Origin of the sequence: Bacillus swezeyi, from assembly GCF_001969815.1 — a bacterium.
Classification (GTDB): domain Bacteria; phylum Bacillota; class Bacilli; order Bacillales; family Bacillaceae; genus Bacillus; species Bacillus swezeyi.
Genome location: NZ_MRBK01000011.1, coordinates 135,926 through 155,633 on the forward strand (window position 1 = coordinate 135,926; position 19,708 = coordinate 155,633).

The following is a 19,708-nucleotide window of genomic DNA, read 5'->3' on the forward strand; positions in this document are numbered from 1 at the left end:
GTTTGAGCGGGAGACGTTTTTGTGAGATTATGCCGCATCTAGGTTTGGAAAGCTGTTGAGGTCAGATATTGATGGAACAAAAGTGTTGATTGTTTGTGGTGCAGTGAAACAAAAAAACCCTCAACTTGAGGGCTTTAGCTCAAAACTCTCCATTCCGCTGTTATTTGTAAAATCCACATGAAATTTCTTTGTTCTTTCCATAAGGTTTAATCACCTATTCTTCTTCATTCAGCATCATAAGTTCTTAATCTAGACTTTTTACTTCCTGAATTGTTGACAGATGATGCACCTTTCCACCGTTATGCCGTTCAGGCTGCCGAGATTTTCTCGACAGCCTTTTTGAGATTCATAAACACCATGTTCATATTTTTGAGATGGTTTTCCATAAATGGATAGCCTATAATTGTGATGCAATCCATTTTTATTAGAAAAGGGGGGCTGAAGATGAGAGTATTGTATTTTATTTTATCAGTAGGTATTTTAGCTTCTGTTATGCTTGTCTTAGCTTATGATAAGACAAGAGCGAATGAAGACGAACAAGCAAACCGCTTATATGTTTCTCCGGATGGAAATGATCAAAATGAAGGAACGAAAGAAAAGCCGTTTCGTACACTGGCACATGCCGCAAAAGAGGCTGTTGCCGGCACAACCGTCATGATTCGGGAAGGTACATATCATGAAACACTTGATGTAAAGCATAGCGGGACGGACGGAAAGCCTGTCACATTCCGAAACTATGAGAATGAAAAAGTCGTGATGAGCGGGGAATCAGTTGCGGACGCAGAATATGAAACACCGTTAATTCGTATTCACAATAAACAGTACATCACAATCAGCGGTCTGACAATGAAAGATCTTTCTGTTTCATCCGAAGAAGCAACCGCCATGGGAATTTACATTTCAGGCTCCAGCAGTCATATTACCATTAAGAACAATCACGTCCGGGATATAAAGACAACAGCGGATGAGGGCAATGCCCACGGAATTGCGGTCTATGGAACTGGCAGCATGAAAGACATTAAGATCGAGGGCAATACGGTGGAAAAACTGACACTCGGAGCGAGTGAAGCGGTTGTGCTAAATGGAAACATCGACGGTTTCACGATTGCGGGCAATGTGGTCCGTGACAATAACAACATCGGTATTGATCTTATCGGCTATGAAGGAACTGCGGATCGAAATGATTTTGTGCGCAACGGTGTCGTAGAAAACAATACGGTTTCTCATAACTCGACTTACGGAAATCCCGCCTATGGGGATGATTACTCGGCTGGCGGCATATATGTCGATGGAGGACAAAGTATTGAAATTAAGAAAAACACAGTCTGCGGCAATGATATCGGTATTGAAGCAACGTCTGAACATAAAGGGAAATATGCCGCAGATATTCAAATAACCGATAACACGGTGTATCAGAACGCTTATACAGGTATTTCAATCGGCGGATACGACAAAGAGCGGGGAGGCACCATCGATTCTGTCATTTCTCACAATATTGTGTACCGCAATGATACAAAGGGGCTGTATGGCGGGCAGCTGCTGCTGCAGTACGATACAAAAAATAACAAAATCGAAAAGAACATCATGACAGCAAGTGATTCGCGATTATTTATTGCGAACGATTTCACGAAAAATGAAGGGAATACGATGAATCATAACGTTTACCATAAGGAAGCCGGCAAAGACGGCTTATGGATTTGGAAAAAGAATGAATACGACTCGTTTTCGTCTTATCAAAACGCAACAAATAATGATGCAGATTCTATTTATTCCGATCCGATGTATCGTGACGAGGAGTCTTATGACTTTACATTAGATCCAGATTCACCAGCTCGATCTGTCATTGAGTAAAGCATATTTTTTTAAGAAAGGGACATGAGCAGACTTCCTTCAGAATCAAAGGTGGGAATATTTTTGAACGAATTTGTGCCTAAAGCTTTTCAAATGTTAGGGATCATTGGTTTCATTTTAGCCTTTGTCCAAATCTCAATTGGCTGGTTTATAGGATTTTTCTTTTCGGGTCTGTTCTTCATGATGTTGAAAACAAAGGATGATAAAACGGGAACATTTAATGTAATGGCGGGAATCTCGGCTTTCCTGTATTCATTTTATTGCTTATTTACCCAGGTTTTATGACTAAGTCGGTTTTGCTGAATTGGATCATTTATAGAGCAAGATTTAAAGCAGGCATAAGCCTGCTTTTTTGGAGCATTAAAAGCCGAGAAATAAATAAGGAGAGCGGCAACATGGGGAAATTCTCAATTAAACTTTTAAAAATCTGGCTTGCAATACCTAGATGGTTTAGAATATTTACACTCAGTGCTATTACCATATACGTTTTATCATCATTTTTTATTAATGGAGTAAAACATTTATTGAAATTAGACACAGCTTCTTTCATCATAAGCATCATAGCATCAGGCATCATACTGTTGATTTTCAATAAACATTCTGAAATAAAATAAGATTTTACGTTATTGTATTTGATCCCCAGACCGGTTTAAAAATGCAATAATGATTAAGGTGGGCGATGGCTGTCATCAATGGCACCTTGACATACACCCGGATAAAGGATATTGTAGACACTAGATATCTTTAATTGAGGGGTAATGATTGAGATGAAATATTCAAAGGCGACGAACTATGCATTACATACAATGCTATATTTGGCAGTCCATACACCAGAGAAACACATAGGCGTTCACCAGCTTGCCGAGTACCAAAAGGTGTCGACAACGTATTTGTCGAAAATATTGACGAAGCTTGTCAAGGCTGGGATGGTTGAATCCATTTCTGGCGCGAATGGCGGTTATAAGCTAAAGCATAATTGGGAGAGCGTTTCTTTTTTAGACATCATCCAGGCCATCGAAGGCCCTGTGTCAATGTTTGATTATTGTATCAGTCATGATCCCAATTGCTTGATACAAAAGGTCATCTGTTCTGCGGAAGAAAAGATGCTGGATGAACTAAAGGATCAAAAAATTGCCGATATTGCTAAGCAAATGAAAGTGGCTGATTAAGCCGCTTTATTTACCCTCTTATTAAAGATATTACGGAGTTTTATTATCCTTAATTATATATAAAAGCAAAGGATGGATAGAGATGAATACTTTTGATTGCGTGATTGTCGGCGCAGGTCCGGCAGGATTAAGTGCAGGTTTAACTTTAGGAAGGGCAAGAAGGTATATTGCAGTAATGGATAATGGAACGAATAGAAACAGGGTGACGCAGCAGTCACATGGATATCTGACCAGAGACGGCATAACCCCTCAAGCATTTAAGGAGGCTGGAGTAAATGAGTTGAAGAATTACCCGTCCGTATCTTATTTTCATACAACAGTCACCGGAATTCGGAAGGAGTTTGGCGGAGAACGAATGATCGTCAGAACAATGGATGACGAGACATTTTATACAGAAAAAGTAATCTTGGCAACAGGTGTTCAAGAAGAATTTCCTTTTCCAAGTGTAAGAGAATTTTATGGCAAAAGCTTGTTTAGCTGCCCATATTGCGACGGCTGGGAGATGAAGGATCAGCCGCTCATCATCATCGCGGACAAAGAAGAGCATACCATGCACATGGCTAGATTGATTTATAACTGGTCAAGCGATTTAATTGTCGCCACTAACGGTGTGGAGCTTTCTAAAGATTGTGCTCAAGAACTGAAGGAACGAAAGATCATCATCAAAACTGAGCCTATCAAAAGCTTAAACGGTCATAACGGATATTTAGAAAAAATTGAATTTAAAACAGGGGAAACCATATCAAGATCTGGCGGATTTGTTGTGCCATCTTTTTACCGCCCTAATCAATTTGCTAAACACCTTGGCTGTGAAATTGACGAAGATGGAACAGTTGCAACAGACGGCGCGGGCCGCACAACAAGCAAAAACGTGTATATTGCCGGAGAAACCGAAAAGTCGGCCTCCTCTTCACTCATTATTTCTGCTGCCGATGGTCAAAAAGCTGCCGTTTCCGTCAACACCGATATAACGTTGGAGCGGTTTTAAGTCTTATGAAGTAATAAAAAAGCCTGCAGAAAAACCCAGTTTTCTCTGCAGGCTGATGTGTTCGCTTTACTTACACCTAATGCTTGTTCGGCTTCCGCACCTTTTAAATCGCAGCAAACCGGTGTGACAAATCCGTCGCCAGTGCCGGCACAATCAGAATGAACGCCTGGAATCTAGAATCAAGTAATTAGAGAGGCCGATAGTTCCAAGCTTAGCGGTCATTCCTTTCTGTCTGATTCAGGTACTCGCGCCGCTTCTTCTTCAGCCCCATTTTGGAAGATGATCAATCGGCTTGCAGCATTTTCTTCTACAATAAATTCGACTTCCACAGACAATGACCGGAGAAAAAAGCGTGTTTCCGAGGATGGAAATAACTCGAACCGAACTTGACCGGCGATTTGCATATAGAGGCGCTCTTTTTCAGATGTCACATAAACGTCGGTTCCGTCTTGAAATGAATAAATGCCGATGTAGCGCCTGTAAATGGCCGGATCGATTTCTTTTTTCTTTTTATCAGCAGGACGGTCTGGTATTGTGTATGCTTGATCAAACAAGATATTGTCCACCGCTTTAAAGATGGCCTGTTCATATTCATCGTCCTGTTCCACATTGCTCAAATAGATGAACGTTTTTTGATGATCAATATATCGAATCATCATCGTCGAATAGCCTGGCCAGCCTCCGCTATGACTGACGATCCGTCCCTTTTCGGGATTGTCTTGAAGCACCCATCCGCACCCATAATCTACAGTCTCGCCGTTTTTCAGACGCGCGGGAGAAAAAGCAAGCTCTTTGGAAGCTTGATTGATCAAGCTGTCTGTATATAAAGCCTTGTCGAACAAAAATAAATCCTGAATTGTTGAGTTTACGGTCCCGTCTCCTTGTATTCCATCAAGATAATAGACATATTCGGTTTCCTCAAGGTCGTCAGGCAGCACATACTGTCCTGTATGTACGTCATACACATATCCAAACGCATAATCGTCAATGATTTCAGGCTGAAGCCTTCTGTTGTACACCCTTGTGCTCCGCATGTTCACCGGATGAAAGATGCTTTTTTTCATGAAATCGGCAAAGCTCAAACCGGATGCCTTTTCAATGATCACCGCCAATAGCACGTATCCCGTATTGCTGTACAGCCAGCCTTCCCCCGGAGTAAAATAACCTGGCGGCTGATGGTTTATCAGCATATCAACGATATCTTGGTTAACAGCAATCTTGTTATGATCCCAATGATTCAGAAACCATTCAAAATAATCCGGCAGGCCCGACGTATGTGTCAATAGATGGTGAATCGTTACGCCCTGATAGGGAAATTCCGGAATCCAGCACTCCACTGAATCTTCGATATTCACTGCCCCTTGCTGTGCTAATTGCATGATTCCCAAGGCGGTAAACGGCTTTGAAAGCGATGCTAGTTCAAATAATGAATTGTCTTGTAATAAACGCTTTTTTGGCACGTTTGAATAGCCAAAGGAGTCTTGATAAAGAATATCGCCGTCCTCCGCAACTAACACCGCTGCGTTTAGATGATTTCTTTCTCCTAACACACTAAACAGATTGGCAAGCCGATCTCTTTTTTTCTGTTTCACTTCTCCACCTCCTCTTTTTTATACGTATATGGAAAATAGAGGTTCCCACCAAAAAAGACATTGGTTTTGGCAGGCTATGACCGATCGCCTTATGAAAAAATAAAAAGCCTGCAGAGAAAAATCTTTTTCCTCTGCAGGCCGAACACATTTCCTCATGCACCTGAATGTTTCTTCGTTATTCTCATCTTATAAATCGCAATCAGCAAAATAAACCAAACCGGTGTGACAAATAGGGAAACACGCGTATCCGTGGCAAGTGCCAGCACAACGAGAATAAACGCCAGGAATGCAAGAATCACGTAGTTTGAAAACGGATAAAGCGGCATCTTGAATTGATTCGCTTTCGCTAAATCGGGTCTTGTTCTGCGGTATTTCAAATGGCAGATGACCGTAATGCCCCAAATAAAGATGAAGCATATGGTAGATATACTTGTGATCAGCGTAAATACTTCTTCCGGCATGATATAGTTCAGCGAAACGCCGATCAGAATGACGACGGCCGAGAAGAATAATGCATTGCTCGGTACTTTGCGCGAAGTCAGTTTCGTCATGGCATCGGGTGCATTGTGTTCTTTGGCGAGCGAATATACCATCCGGCTTGTGCTGAAGACCGCACTATTGCTTGCCGAAGCTGCCGATGTGAGCACGACAAAATTGATAATGCTCGCAGCTGCAATAATGCCGATCGCAGCAAAGACTTGAACGAATGGACTTTCATTCGGATTGATGACATTCCACGGATAAATGCACATAATGACAAGAAGTGCACCGATATAGAAAAGCAAAACCCGGACAGGGATATTGTTGATCGCTTTCGGAATAACTTTTTCCGGATCTTTTGTTTCTCCTGCCGTGAGTCCGACAAGTTCAATGCCGACAAATGCAAAGACGACCATCTGGAAAGAAAGGAGAAATCCATGCAGTCCGTTTGGGAACATGCCGCCGTGGCTCCATAGATTTGAGAAGCTCGCTGTACCTGACTCTGTGGAAAACCCTTTTATAATCATGAAAAGGCCGATGCCAATCAGCGCCAGTATCGCAATGACTTTGATTAATGCGAACCAGAATTCCAATTCTCCAAAAAGCTTTACGGTCGCCAGGTTCATGATGAGCAAAATCATAAGGGCGATAAATCCGGGCAGCCACTGCGGCACTTCAGGAAACCAATACTGGGTATAGAGCCCGACTGCTGTCAAATCGGCCATCGCCAGCGAAATCCAGCAAAACCAGTAGGTCCATCCCGTGATAAAGGCAGCCATATCGCCTAAATAGTCTCGTACAAAATCAACGAATGAGTGATAGTTCAAATTGCTTAAGAGCAGTTCCCCCAGGGAACGCATAATGAAAAAGCAAATGATCCCTGTGATCATGTAAGCAAATAAAATTGACGGCCCGGCAAAATGGATCGATTTCCCCGAGCCGAGAAACAACCCGGTTCCAATGGCCCCGCCGATGGCCATGAGCTGTATGTGCCTGTTTTTCAGGCCTCTCGATAATGTTTGATGATGTGTGATATCGTCTGTCACTTTGATGTGCCTCCAATAAACTTGTTTTGTTACCCCTTTGCTCCCGTAATTTTTATGTACTATTATAACACTAAAATTTATAGGAATTTATTAAAAGAATTTTTCTGCTGATTCGTCCGCAAACGATGTTAAGAAAGCCAAGATCCGACTCATTAACATGTTATAGCGATAGAGTTTTTGCGGCTTTAACTGGTTCCTTGAGACAGAGAGGTGTTGATAGCTTAAACGATGAGCAGGAGAAAGAGGAACCGAGAGCAAATTTCTATAATAGCCGTTGATCAGAAAATCGGTCTAAAATATATGTATAGCGTTGCATTCTTAAGTATGGTTCGCTTGAAAGGCAAAAGGAGCAAAAACCGGAGCATTCATTAACAGATTTTTTTGGAGGCATGGACATGTATTTGGCTTTTGATATAGGCGGGACCTATGTGAAGCAGGCATTAATAGATACGGCAGGAAATATACAATCAAAAGATCAGTTTCCTACCCCGTATTGTCTAAAATCATTGATTGCAAGCATGACAGACATTTATGCATCGAGCTCGAGAAAAATAAAAGGCATCGCCGTCAGCTGCCCGGGTACGGTCGATATCAATACGGGAACCGTATACCACGGAGGAATGGTCTCTTATTTGCACAATCAAAATCTGATCGAACTGCTTGGAGAAAAGTGCGCCGTTCCGATAACCGTAGAAAATGATGCGAAATGTGCGGCATTAGCCGAATTATGGCTTGGAAGTGTTAAAGGTCATAGGAATGCAATCGTCCTGGTGCTGGGAAGCGGAGTAGGCGGCGGATTGATTATCAATGGACAACTGCATCGTGGGAGTCACCTGTCGGCAGGGGAAGTCAGCTATATGATGAATCATATCAACCCCATTTCATTGCGTGCAGAATTTTTCGGAAGTGCAGGTTCTTCCGTATCTATGATCAAAGCGATTTCAAAAAAGAAAGGTATAAAGGCAGAGGGCCAAGATGTATTTGATCTGATCAATCAGCAGGATTCTGAAGCAAAGGCTATTTTTGAAGAGTATTGCTTGCAGCTTGCGGTCCAAATGATGAATCTGCAATACCTGCTCGACCCGGAAATCATTGCGATTGGCGGAGGAATCAGCGCGCAGCCTGTCGTTGTAGAAACGATCCGGCAGGCAATCGATAAAATTAAGAAAAACAACCCGATGCATGTTGCAAGCCCGAATGTCGTTGCCTGCACATTTAAAAATGATGCAAATTTGCTTGGAGCATTGTATCACTTTTTTGAGTTTAAACAAAAAAACATTTCTGTAGACTAAAAGGGGCTTCGGGGATTGAATCTCCGGAGCCCCTCATTCCTTCCTCACCGAAATCCCATTCAAATTGTCACTTTTTTGTCGTTGCATCATAACCGGATTGGTGTATTCTAAAAAAAGGAATCGGGTACCCGGTCTTAGGAAACTGCGTTTGCATTAAAAAGCTCCCTTCCTTTGTTGAAAAGAACTTAAAATGAGGAGGAATATAAGCTGAGCAAAAAAAGAGTAACGATATTTTCGGTAATGATAATGCTCGTCACGATATATATACTGTACACCTTGTTTGCAAATTTGATTCATGATCCGCATTCGACAGCCTTTCTCATCCATAAAACGAATTTACGCGCTTCTTTTGATCTTCCGGTTTGGTTAAATGTCATGTATGTCCACGTGATTGCTGCTTGTGTGGCCATGCTGGCCGGCGCTGTCAATTTCTCTGGAAGGCTATTGAAAAGCTGCCGCAAGTTCCACCGGTTGAATGGCTATATCTATGTCGTTTGCGTGATGATCGTAACGCTTTCGTCAGGCTATATGGCGCCGAACTCTACGGGAGGGCGAATCGTGAGCATCGCTTTTAATATGGTAAACATGTATTGGCCGTTTGCCACGGTTATCTCTGTCATTCAAGCGAGGCGAAAGCAGTTTCACAAGCACCGGAAGTGGATGATCCGCAGCTATTTATTCTGTTTTACCAACTTGTTTATTCATTTGATTACTTTTGTATGTCATAGCGGATTTGGTTTAATATATGAGACAAGCTATACGATAGGCGTTTATGGGGCTATTGTGCTGAATGTTGCTATAGCTGAATGTATCATTCGATATATATTTCGAAAAGCGCCAAATACGTGGCATGCAGCTGTGAATGGCTAGGTCGGCATGAAGTGGTAAAAGGCTGTTAGGTTAAAGTTTTGTTTGTTCCATCAAATGATACCATGGGTTTTAGCCCCCTGGTATTTTTGTTTTTATATATAAGTAAAGGCTGTAATCAGTCATAACAGAAGGATGCCCCATTTGCCGCAGCATGGCTGTGATATTGCCGGCCGGATTTTCAATGACAAGAGACTTGTTGAAATTTTCTTTTAGATGAAGGAACGTTTTGTAACGCTCGGCCAATTCAAAAAACACTTTCCCCAATTCCCCGATTTCTTTTGATGCTGTTTGTTCTTCTAGCTGTTCAGCAAGCGCAAGTTCATTGAATCAATATCAAGCAATTTTATTCTTGCCATAGATGATGCCCTCCTTGATTTAATCCTCGTAATGAAGAATGGCAACAGGACGCGCCCAGCCGGCTGAGGCTTTTTGAACTTTAACTGGAAAAGCCATTACATAAAAACCGGTAGAAGGCAATTGATCTAGATTAGCAAGCTTTTCAATTTGACAGTAAGGAATTTTGCTTCCGGCGAAATGTCCTTCCCACACAATGGCAGGATCTTTTTCTTTCTCGTAGCGTTTAGCTGTTTTACTGAATGGCGCGTCCCAGCTCCAAGCGTCGGTTCCGACAAGCCGCACGCCGCGCTCAGTTAAATAGAGCGTTGCTTCGCGCCCCATTCCGCAGCCGCTGTCAAGGTAATCCTTTTCCCCGTATTTGGCGCCAGCCGATGTATTCACAAGCACAATATCGCCGGGAGCCAGCTTGTGATTGATTCGGCTCAGTTCAGTTTCGATTTCTTTTGCAGTGACGACATGTCCATCTGCAAAATGTCTGAAATCTAACATAACGCCGGGGCCGTGAAACCAATCAAGGGGAATCTCGTCTATCGTCGGCATTTGCTTGCCGTCATCCGTAACAGAGCGGTAGTGGTAAGGGGCATCTATATGTGTCCCTGCATGCGTCGACATATTTACTTTTTCTACAGCCCAGCCTTCATGGCCGGGAAGGTCGTTTACAGAAAGTCCGGGAAAGCTTTGGGCCATCTGCCGAGCGCCTTGTTTATGGTCCGCATACTCAATTTCAGGTATAAAGCCCGGCGGGTCAGATGGAATATCCCCTCTTAAGGATACTGATAAATCTATGATTTGACGTATTTTCATATGGTTCTCTCCTTTGCTGGAAAATGATGATATCTAAATTTTAAAAAATGAATGGGAAATGAACAACCTACAGTTTTTCTAAAAATGTTCCTTTATGTACATTAAACAAAAATGCATCTATTATCATAGCAAATGAAACACGGATGAAAGGATGCATTAGGATATTGTTTTTCTTAAAGTTTCAGCGGCGTCATTTTCTAGCTGCTGGAAATGAGCCCAAACTGTATAGGCCGCTTCATTTTCAAGGATTCTTTTATAGGCGATCAGCGAATGTAAAATTAATTTTCTTCCGGATTCTTTCTTAAAATCTGTGTAAGCATCATTTAAGTCTCGGCTCGGATTTTGTATGATTAGTATTTTTGTAAAGTTTGGCTGTGAATTGAAAAAAGTGATATAGCTCACAGTTTTAACGAAGCAGCTCGTGTAGTGTGAATGATAGTTTTTTTGCTGGAAAAATGAAGAGAAATAGGGGATGAGTTAACCGATGAAAAGAACGGATTTGCCTCTTGTGTATTCATGCTCCGGATGTTCTTCAGCCGCACAAACGGCCAACATGATCGCGATAAAAATGGATCGGGAAAAAATTGCCGAAATGTCTTGCATTGCCGGTGTTGGCGGTGATGTGAAACCGCTTGTCAAAACAGCCAAATCCGGACGGGATATCATTGCGATTGACGGCTGTCCCTTGTGCTGCTGCAAGAGCTGTTTAGCGAAGCATGACGTTCAGCCGAAGCATCATTTTGTATTGTCAGACTTTGATGTGCCAAAGAAAAAAGGCGCAGACCCTGATCCTGTCCTTTACATGAATGCTTATGAAAAGATATTGCATCTCATGAATTCTGAGACTTAACCGGATGAATCAAACGATTATCATTCATTTGGAAAACGGCTATCTAGGTAGTCGTTTTGTTATGCCTTCACATCGTGATTCTGCGCTGTTAGGTTGGCGTTTCACGGTTAAGTGTCTGTCATCTTTTGTCTTTTAATGACATCAAGGCGGTGGTATGTACGGCGAATACAATACAACCGTTTATATGCATCTCTATGGTAAGATTGATTCTTTTAAAAAAACTTATTTTTTGAGATTATGAACTTTACAACATCGTTTTAAATTCTGTGATGTGCCGGGAAAAAAGAAGAAATTAGTTGGAGTTTTGATTTTAGCCCTTTTCTTGTTTCTGTTTAATACGGCCACACAAGTTTCAAATCAAAAAACAACTAAAGAAGTACTGGATAGCGCATGGGATAAGTTTGGTTTAGTTAGTTATATGATTGGAGATACAGATCCCACTATATCAATCGGCATGGATGAAACCAAAAGTGAAGAAAGACTGCGAGAATACTTAGATCAGAACTTACCTCAAGAAGCAAAAGAAAAATACGACATTGAGATCATTCAAAGGGACATTGAAGCTTTAGAAAAAGAAGTCTTTGGGGATCGCAAACAAGAGAAGAATTAAATTAAGAAAAACAGGCTGAGTCGCCTGCTTTTCCTTTTCTGACTTGATCTCTTGGAGGTGCTATCGATCTAATGGTTTCGTAACGCCTTTCCCATTTCAAATTGACAGAAATGAACCTTTTGGTCAGCGGAAAATCGCAATAGATCACAGGCCAGACGATCCGCGTCAATGGAGGATTTATTTAAACTGTGATTTTCCGGCCGCTTTAAAAATACCAAGGGTTTAAACCCTCGGTATTTTTGTTGTTTTATTTCTAAAAACCTCATCCAGCTTCTCCGCGAATTCCCTCGGATATAATACACAGCCCACATGATTGCCGGGAAAGTCCACAACACCCGTTCCCAAATGATCCGCCAATGCTTCTGCATACCGGTACGGGAGAAAGCCTTGTGAATCAATGCCTCCGGCAGGTGTGACCGCAATTGATGAGGCTTTTAATCTGCCGATGTCCGGTCTGTATTCTCTCAAGCCCGGCACCTCAGATAGGATAAAATAATCGATGTTGGCCATGAGCTGGTCCGTCCGTTCTGGAGGACGCTCCGGCTGAGCGGATGAAGTGATGCCCATCGCTGCTGCGAACGTTTCTAAAGCCGACAAACCGCTTCGTTTATATTGCTGTTCAAGGCCCTCCAGGCTCTTTACCCCTTTGGTGTGATCGCTGCCGGTCAACAATTGCGGAATTGGAGGTTCGTGTGCCACCATCATGCGAATTTGTTCAGGATGATGGATAGCAAGATCAAGACCGATGACCGCGCCGGAGCTGCAGCCGAACACATAGGCCGGTTCATCAGTCAGGCTGGCGAGCAGCCGATGGGCGTCATCACTATGTGCAGAAACCCGGTAGTTTTCGGTTGGGTCTTCGAGTCTGCTGCGGGAGTGTCCGCGGCGGTCATAGGTGACAACGGTGTAGCGGTCTGAAAGAAGGTCTGCGATCGGGTATGAATCAGCATCGCCGTTGCCCCCGTGTATCATAAGCAGTACAGGACCCGATCCGCGCATTTCGTAGTAGAGTCTTGCGCCTGGAACCTGCAATACGCCATGTTTTGTATAAGTCATGACAACATTCTCCTCTCGTTGCATCATCACTTTTACATTAAATGATGCAGAAAGGGTATGAAATGCAGAAATCAGCTAATAAACAAACTTGCCATACTTAAAAGCACTGATCACAAGGATCAGTGCGCAGCGTGTCGGCAAACCCTCGCATTCGTTGTCAGGCCTGCGCGTCGGTGCTCACGAATTCCAACATTCGCTCCGCTCCGATGCTCGTCCTTCCTAGACTGCAAGGGTTTTCAATCACGCTGAAAAGGATGACAAAATCCTAAAACTTTAAACCGTTTTAGGATTTTGTCAACAATCTGAGCACTGATCACAAGGATCAGTGCGGAAGTTTATTTTGTGTAAACAATTTTTTTAACCGTTTCGACGGAGAGGTAATATTCCTCGGCTAACCGATCCATCGTCGCGCCATTTTTATAAGCTTTTTTTATCGAAGCATTTCGGTCATCAATCAGCTTTCTCGCTCCTGAACACACACCCCATTTTTGGCGGGCTGATTCAGGTTTGGGGATATAGATTGTTTCCCCTTGAACATATTTTTGAATTTCTGATATCAGCTTTTCAGGTAGAACAGCGGCTGCTTTTACGTATGCCATGTTTGCCAGCTCCTTATTCTTTAATAAGCAAAATAAGGTGCAAAGCCATATATCAGAAAAGCTCACTCAGGCGATTTATAATGTCCACCCCATGCAAAGTATCGCCTTTCCAATAACAGGCTTTGCATGAGACGCTGCATTATCTGGCATTTTGATGTTTGCCACGTTCATCACCTCCCTGAAGTTGTTTTTTATTATAAATGAAATCAAGTTTACTTGCATTTGATTATCAGCCCGGATGAGCAAATATTTTCCACTAAAAAGAATGGTCCCCGCGCAAACTATTTTTCAGCCTCCCACGTCTATCCATATGTAACAGCTTATATACGTATATTCAAAAAAGGAGCTCTTTATTGCAATGAAGACACAAACAGCCAAGGCGTCGCTTGTCGATTGCATAACAGACAGGAAAGAAGACTTTTACCGGCTGGCCTATAGTTATGTGAAAAATCAAGAAGACGCATTAGATATTGTTCAGGAATCCATTAAAAAAGCGCTGGCTTCCGTCGATTCTGTCCGCAATCCAGATACGGTTAAAAGCTGGTTTTATAAAATTCTGGTACGCACTGCAATTGACTTTTTGCGAAAGCAGAAAAAACTCAAGGTCATGGATGAGCAAACGATAGAGTTTTTAAGCAGCGGAAAGGAAGATACCTACCGCGATACAGACCTGTATGAGGCGCTTGAAGAACTGCCGCATCCATATAAAACGATTATCATTCTGCGTTTTTTCGAAGATCTCAAATTAGAAGAGATAGCGGAAATCACTGGCGAAAACTTGAATACCGTCAAAACTCGCCTTTACAGAGGGCTGAAGCTTATGCGCATCCATTTGACGAAGGAGGATCTTTCTTAATGGAAAAGAAATTAGAACAACTAAGAGAAGAGTACAAAAATGTCCCGATACCTAAAGAGCTGGATCAAGTTGTTGAAACAGCGCTTCGGAATAAACCAAAGAAGAAGAGAAGGATCGTGATGTGGCCCGCATCAACAGCTGTTGCAGCTGCTGTATTATTGACCGCGGTTGTCAATATCAATCCTGGAGCGGCGCAGGCCATGTCGAGCATACCCGTCATCGGCAAGGTCGTCAAAGCCATCACATTCATCGAGATCAAACAGGAGAATGATCAATCCAGCATTGATGTGAAGACCCCGGCGCTGTCCGGCTTAAACAACCGGGAGCTTGAGGATGGCATCAATGAAAAATATGTAAGAGAAAGCCGGCAGCTGTATCAGGAATTTATGAAGGCGACATCCAAAAATAAAAAAGGGCATCTCAGCATTTACAGCGATTATGAGACGGTGACAGACACGCCGGATTTGATCTCGATCCGCCGCAATATCGAAAAAACGCAGGCGTCCAGCTATACACAGCGGCGCTATACCACCATCGACAAAAAGAACGAAATCCTGCTTACGCTGAAGAGTTTGTTTAAAGACGACCGCTATATTGATGTCATCAGCGAAAACATGAAAGAACAAATGAAACAGCAAATGAAGGATGACCCTAATAAAATATACTGGCTCAATGATGAAGAGGTAGAGTCTTTCAAACGAATGAAGCCTGATCAAAACTTTTACATTACTGAAGACCATAAACTGGTGATATCGTTTGACGAATATGAAGTCGCACCGGGGTATATGGGAGCTGTAGAGTTTGAAATACCGACAGGCGTCATTTCAAAGCTCCTCGTCGGCAGCCGCTATATCCATTAATCAAAAAATCCATGATCCCTGCAATCATGGATTTTTCTCCTTTTTGTTAATTTGTAACAGCAGATTGAAACTATTATACTAAAGAGACGGCATTCTGAGAAAAAAAGTTTAGGACATTTCATACATATTTTTTGAAACAAAAAACCGCCCCTTCTGCGTCTATTATCGGAGCCATTGAAAAAGGCGCGAGAAAAACACGAGAACAACCGCACAAATCATTGGAGGAATACCATGCTGGATCAGACACAACATCACCGCTACATACCGGGGCTTGACGGACTTCGGGCTTTTGCCGTTTTGGCGGTCATCGCCTACCACCTCGACTTTAATTGGGCAAACGGCGGCTTTATTGGGGTGGACATCTTCTTTGTTTTATCAGGCTACCTGATTACATCGATTATATTGCCGGCGTATGGAAATGACATCACCCTGAGTTTTCGGGATTTTTGGCTGCGCCGGATGCGGCGGCTGCTTCCTGCGGCGGTGCTTATGATCATCGCCACTGTCATCTGGACCGTATTGTTCAACAGAGAGCTGATGCATACCGTACGGGGAGATGCGGCCTCCTCACTTTTGTATGTCAGCAATTGGTGGTTTATTTTCCATAACCTATCATATTTTGATAGCTTCGGATCTCCATCGCCTCTCAAGAATCTATGGTCATTGGCGATTGAAGAACAGTTTTATATCGTGTGGCCCATCCTTTTGCTTTTCGGAATGTACATATTGAAAAAACGAGAGCGGCTGGCGGTAGCGGTTTTGCTGCTTGCACTTGGTTCAGCCGTCTGGATGAGTGTTCTGTATGTCCCGGGCGGTGATCCGAGCCGCGTATACTACGGGACAGATACTCGTGCTTTTGAACTGCTGTCCGGCTGTGCTTTAGCCCTTGTGTGGCCGATGAAAAGACTGTCTTCAAACAGGCTGCCAAACAAGCTGAAGCATGCATTGCACAGAACTGAGCTTGCGGCTTTAGCGTTTTTGATACTCTGCATTTATTTTGTTGATGAATACGCCCCATTTCTCTACCACGGCGGAATGCTGCTGATCAGCCTATTTGCAGCCGTTTTTATTGCATGTGTGAGTCATCCGATCAGCTTTGTAGGCTATTTGCTCTCATGGAAACCGCTGCGCTGGATTGGCACAAGGTCGTATGGCATATACCTTTGGCATTATCCTGTCATCGTGCTGAGTACGCCTGTTCAGGAGATCGGAAATCCAGTGTACTGGCATGCTGCTGTTAAGGTAGCTGTTACGTTGATTCTTGCCGAGGCATCGTATCGCTTTATAGAGAAGCCGATCCGGGAGGACGGATTCAGGCCATTTTTCCGTGCGGTTTTTCTCAATAAATGGTTGGAATGGAAAACGTCTTCCGTCTTAAATAAAGTATCGATGGGGCTCATGATTGCCGCCCTTCTCATTTTTGCGGGAGGGCTGTCCGGATTGGCCGACGAAAAACAACAACCGCAATGGACGTATTCTAAATCTTACCAAGAAACAAGCGCCGCACCAGATCAGGCGTCTGATCAAAATGAGGAAGAGAAAGACGAAAAGACGAAAACAGATGAAAACCAAGATCAGGCTGAAACGAGCGATCAGCAAACAAAGGAAAATCAAGATCAGCAACCGCCAAATCGTTCCGAAAAAGAAGTGTTGGCCATCGGCGATTCCGTCATGCTTGACATCGCTTCAAATCTCCGGCATCGGTTGCCCGGGATCACAATCGACGGAAAAGTTGGAAGGCAGGTGTCGCCAGCGCTCCAATTGACATCAGCATACGAATCGTTTAATCAGCCGGATAAAGCTGTGATCATTGAGCTGGGAACAAACGGCTATTTTACAGACGGCCAAATGGATGCGTTGCTTAATGCTTTCTCAAAGGCTGATATTTACCTCGTCAATACTCGTGTTCCCCGTCAATGGGAAAGCAAGGTAAATGAATCATTAAAGCGGCAGGCGAATAACCGGAAAAATGTAACATTGGTTGATTGGCACAGCGAAGCCCTTCAACATCCCGAATACTTCACCTCTGACGGCGTGCACCTTGTGCCGAAAGGGGCAGAGGCTTTGGCAGATCTCATCGTTCAAGCAATGAAATAACCTTTTTATGCTTTACATTGTATTGATTAAAACGGGGGAGGACGGAAATGATCCGGATTAGAACTGCAAAAGATGCAGAAGTAGCGAGCATTTTGGAAATTTATAATCAAGGTATAAAAGACAGGATTGCTACATTAGAAACGAGTGAAAAAGATATCGAGTATATGACGGATTGGTTTCACAATCGTTCTGAAAAGGATACGGTTCTTGTGGCAGAAGACAACGGTGCGATTGTTGGATGGGCTTCTCTCAATCCGTATTCCCACCGGTGTGCATACGACGGCGTTGCCGACTTATCGATTTATATTGCCCGTTCTTATCGCGGGAAGGGGATAGGCAAAGCTCTTTTATCAAGCATAGAAAAAGCAGCTGTTCAATCCGGCATACATAAAATCGTATTATTTACTTTTCCTTTTAACAAACTTGGACAGGGATTGTATGATTCAATGGGGTATCGGGAAGTTGGCGTATTTAAAGAGCAGGGCAAAATAGACGGTCGCTATGTAGACGTTATGGCGATGGAGAAAATACTGACAGGCCTCTGATGAGACCTGTCTTTTTTAATCAGAGCAGCAGGCAGACCCGGTGTCAGAGGAAGGAGAGGTCAACTTGCATACGCCTGTTTCAGGCAATTTCAACTCGACTCTTTTGGCGGATTCTTTGTCGCCTGTAATATGTGCAGTGACGGAACGGGCTTGTTCATAGCCTGTTGCCAATAAAAAGGTCGGCGCTCTTCCATAGCTTTTTGAACCAATGATATAAAAGTTCTTTTCAGGCTGTCTTAGTTCTTTCTCGCCATGAGGGCGAACAGTGCCGCAGCTGTGAATATTGGGATCAATTAATTCAGCTAAATCAGGCACGCATTCCAAAGCAGGATCAAACGTATGCCGGACTTCTTTCAAAAAACGGAAGTCAGGTCTTGCGCCGGTATTGGCTATGATTTCATCGATGTTTTCCAGCTTCTTTTGCTGCTGATGCTGGAGGCCGATCATACGCAGCTTCCCATCTTGACCGAATGAAACAGACTGAATAAACATTGAAGGAAAAACTGTAATAGAGCCGCTTTCTAACGTTTTGCGCAGCCTCAATCCTAATTCGCCTCTTGCGGGCAGCTGGTCATTTTCTTCACCGCCAAAAGCTTCAGCAACCTGTTCTTTTCTCAAAATCCAAATGATATTGGTATTCGCATTTTGCTGTTTTAATCGAGCTAAATCCAACAATGTATGAATAGCAGAATGTCCGCTGCCCACAACAGCAACTGTTTTATTTAAATAACGTTCGCGATCACGATTCAATACGTCAGGTATTCCATAATAAATCTGTTTGAAAGCTCTTTTTTCTTCATCGGTGATGATGCCATCAGCGCTTATTGGATTTGGATTCTGCCAAGTGCCGGTGGCATCGATCACCGCTTTTGCTTCATATCGTTTCTCTTCGGCATTGTCAGCCTTGACGTGAAGGATGAAAGGAGACTGATCTCTGCCTTTTGTTTTTGTTTTATCAAAGCCCTTTTTTCCAACATGAACAACACGGCTTTTCAAATGAATATAAGGCTTCATTTCAGGGAGTTCGGTCAACGGTTTTAAGTATCGAGACACAATTTCTGCACCAAGCGGAAGTTCATCTTTATCAGGGAGTGGAACATGGTGTTTCTTTAGCAATGCTTTTGCTGCTTCATCTATATTATATTCCCAAGGTGAAAATAGCCTGACATGGCCATAGTCTAAAAAATTGGTTCCAATATCTTTACCTTCTTCAAATAAAATAAATGGCTCATTTCTTAAAATGAGATGGGCTGCTGCTGCCGTTCCCACAGGCCCGCCGCCGATAATGGCAACCGGTAAAGTTTTGTTATTCATATGTATCCCCCTATAAATCAATTTTTTTTGATTAATTATTCAAAAAGAATTCCCTTCCTCAGCGTGAAGGGCGGAACAAACAGCACAATTCTTCAGACAGCAGATGCTGAATTTCACTGTCGTTCAAGGAATAATAGCTCCATGTTCCCTTTGTTTCTTTTTGGATTAAATCTGCATCTAATAATATTTTTAAATGATAGGACAATTTAGATTGGGGCATTTGTATATCTTCGATTAAATCGCAGACACAAGTCGACCCGCGTTCACAAAGGATATGCAATATGTGCAGCCTTTTTTGATCTGATAATGCTTTGAATTTCTTTTCATAATGTTGAAACGTACGATGTAATGGTTTGTTTTCCAGCGGTATATTGAGCAACTGCAAACCTCCATTTATTTAATCAAATATTTTTGATGAACTAATCATAACGGGTTGCAAGAAAAAAATCAATTTTTTTGATATATATTTAAT

At 42.8% G+C, this 19,708-nt stretch carries 19 protein-coding genes; 11 read left to right on the forward strand and 8 right to left on the reverse strand.

Features of this window, described 5'->3' with window-relative positions; translation table 11 throughout:
• The first annotated feature begins 444 nt into the window (after positions 1-444).
• From BTA30_RS10995 to BTA30_RS11015, 3 genes are all read left to right on the forward strand, one after another.
• Positions 445-1,851: a right-handed parallel beta-helix repeat-containing protein gene (locus BTA30_RS10995; protein ID WP_076761284.1), complete on the forward strand. Its 1,407-nt coding sequence runs from the start codon at positions 445-447 to the stop codon at positions 1,849-1,851.
• 767 nt (positions 1,852-2,618) lie between these two features.
• A complete protein-coding gene (locus tag BTA30_RS11010; RefSeq protein ID WP_076761287.1) occupies positions 2,619-3,020 on the forward strand; it encodes an RrF2 family transcriptional regulator in 402 nt (133 codons plus the stop codon).
• 82 nt (positions 3,021-3,102) lie between these two features.
• Positions 3,103-4,008: an NAD(P)/FAD-dependent oxidoreductase gene (locus tag BTA30_RS11015; protein WP_076761288.1), complete on the forward strand. Its 906-nt coding sequence runs from the start codon at positions 3,103-3,105 to the stop codon at positions 4,006-4,008.
• Positions 4,009-4,226: 218 nt separating this feature from the next.
• Here the strand turns inward: BTA30_RS11015 and BTA30_RS11020 are convergent, their stop codons facing one another.
• A complete protein-coding gene (locus BTA30_RS11020; RefSeq protein WP_076761289.1) occupies positions 4,227-5,600 on the reverse strand; it encodes a serine hydrolase in 1,374 nt (457 codons plus the stop codon).
• 152 nt (positions 5,601-5,752) lie between these two features.
• Complete coding sequence (locus BTA30_RS11025) at positions 5,753-7,060, reverse strand: amino acid permease (RefSeq protein WP_411813158.1); 1,308 nt, start codon at positions 7,058-7,060, stop codon at positions 5,753-5,755.
• 461 nt (positions 7,061-7,521) lie between these two features.
• Here BTA30_RS11025 and BTA30_RS11030 point away from each other — a divergent pair, with 461 nt between their 5' ends.
• Together BTA30_RS11030 and BTA30_RS11035 are read left to right on the forward strand one after the other, a co-directional pair.
• Positions 7,522-8,418: an ROK family protein gene (locus BTA30_RS11030; RefSeq protein ID WP_076761291.1), complete on the forward strand. Its 897-nt coding sequence runs from the start codon at positions 7,522-7,524 to the stop codon at positions 8,416-8,418.
• 246 nt (positions 8,419-8,664) lie between these two features.
• Complete coding sequence (locus BTA30_RS11035; protein ID WP_411813157.1) at positions 8,665-9,288, forward strand: DUF2306 domain-containing protein; 624 nt, start codon at positions 8,665-8,667, stop codon at positions 9,286-9,288.
• 69 nt (positions 9,289-9,357) lie between these two features.
• Here the strand turns inward: BTA30_RS11035 and BTA30_RS11040 are convergent, their stop codons facing one another.
• Both BTA30_RS11040 and BTA30_RS11045 read right to left on the reverse strand, forming a co-directional pair.
• Positions 9,358-9,543 carry a DinB family protein gene (locus BTA30_RS11040; protein WP_076761293.1) on the reverse strand — a complete coding sequence of 62 codons (186 nt, stop codon included), beginning with the start codon at positions 9,541-9,543 and terminating at the stop codon, positions 9,358-9,360.
• A 120-nt stretch (positions 9,544-9,663) separates the two neighbouring features.
• The gene (locus BTA30_RS11045) at positions 9,664-10,449 is read right to left on the reverse strand and encodes a cyclase family protein (protein WP_076761294.1); all 786 of its coding nucleotides are present in this window, start codon (positions 10,447-10,449) and stop codon (positions 9,664-9,666) included.
• A gap of 484 nt (positions 10,450-10,933) precedes the next feature.
• Between BTA30_RS11045 and BTA30_RS11055 the strand changes: the two genes are divergently transcribed.
• Both BTA30_RS11055 and BTA30_RS11060 read left to right on the forward strand, forming a co-directional pair.
• Positions 10,934-11,299: a putative zinc-binding protein gene (locus tag BTA30_RS11055; protein WP_076761296.1), complete on the forward strand. Its 366-nt coding sequence runs from the start codon at positions 10,934-10,936 to the stop codon at positions 11,297-11,299.
• Between the two features lie 271 nt (positions 11,300-11,570).
• On the forward strand, positions 11,571-11,909 hold the full coding sequence (locus BTA30_RS11060) for a YolC/YozM family protein (RefSeq protein ID WP_076761297.1): 339 nt from the start codon (positions 11,571-11,573) through the stop codon (positions 11,907-11,909).
• Positions 11,910-12,131: 222 nt separating this feature from the next.
• On the opposite strand, the gene BTA30_RS11065 is transcribed toward BTA30_RS11060, so the two are convergent.
• The gene (locus BTA30_RS11065) at positions 12,132-12,965 is read right to left on the reverse strand and encodes an alpha/beta fold hydrolase (protein WP_076761298.1); all 834 of its coding nucleotides are present in this window, start codon (positions 12,963-12,965) and stop codon (positions 12,132-12,134) included.
• Between the two features lie 335 nt (positions 12,966-13,300).
• The gene (locus tag BTA30_RS11070; RefSeq protein ID WP_076761299.1) at positions 13,301-13,564 is read right to left on the reverse strand and encodes a CD3324 family protein; all 264 of its coding nucleotides are present in this window, start codon (positions 13,562-13,564) and stop codon (positions 13,301-13,303) included.
• Positions 13,565-13,922: 358 nt separating this feature from the next.
• Here BTA30_RS11070 and sigV point away from each other — a divergent pair, with 358 nt between their 5' ends.
• The 4 genes from sigV to BTA30_RS11090 all read left to right on the forward strand — a co-directional run bounded on the left by sigV (position 13,923) and on the right by BTA30_RS11090 (position 17,922).
• Complete coding sequence (sigV, locus tag BTA30_RS11075) at positions 13,923-14,420, forward strand: RNA polymerase sigma factor SigV (RefSeq protein ID WP_076761300.1); 498 nt, start codon at positions 13,923-13,925, stop codon at positions 14,418-14,420.
• Positions 14,420-15,280 (forward strand): anti-sigma-V factor RsiV, encoded by an 861-nt coding sequence (gene rsiV, locus BTA30_RS11080; RefSeq protein ID WP_076761301.1) that lies wholly within the window; start codon positions 14,420-14,422, stop codon positions 15,278-15,280. Before sigV ends, rsiV begins: the two co-directional genes overlap by 1 nt.
• 231 nt (positions 15,281-15,511) lie before the next feature.
• Positions 15,512-17,377 (forward strand): acyltransferase family protein, encoded by a 1,866-nt coding sequence (locus tag BTA30_RS11085; protein WP_076761302.1) that lies wholly within the window; start codon positions 15,512-15,514, stop codon positions 17,375-17,377.
• Positions 17,378-17,424: 47 nt separating this feature from the next.
• Complete coding sequence (locus tag BTA30_RS11090) at positions 17,425-17,922, forward strand: arsinothricin resistance N-acetyltransferase ArsN1 family A (protein ID WP_076761303.1); 498 nt, start codon at positions 17,425-17,427, stop codon at positions 17,920-17,922.
• Positions 17,923-17,937: 15 nt separating this feature from the next.
• On the opposite strand, the gene BTA30_RS11095 is transcribed toward BTA30_RS11090, so the two are convergent.
• Complete coding sequence (locus tag BTA30_RS11095; protein WP_083696912.1) at positions 17,938-19,236, reverse strand: NAD(P)-binding domain-containing protein; 1,299 nt, start codon at positions 19,234-19,236, stop codon at positions 17,938-17,940.
• Between the two features lie 58 nt (positions 19,237-19,294).
• Entirely contained in the window at positions 19,295-19,615 is a 321-nt protein-coding gene (locus tag BTA30_RS11100) for an ArsR/SmtB family transcription factor (protein ID WP_275667193.1), read from the reverse strand.
• Between the last annotated feature and the right edge of the window lie 93 nt (positions 19,616-19,708).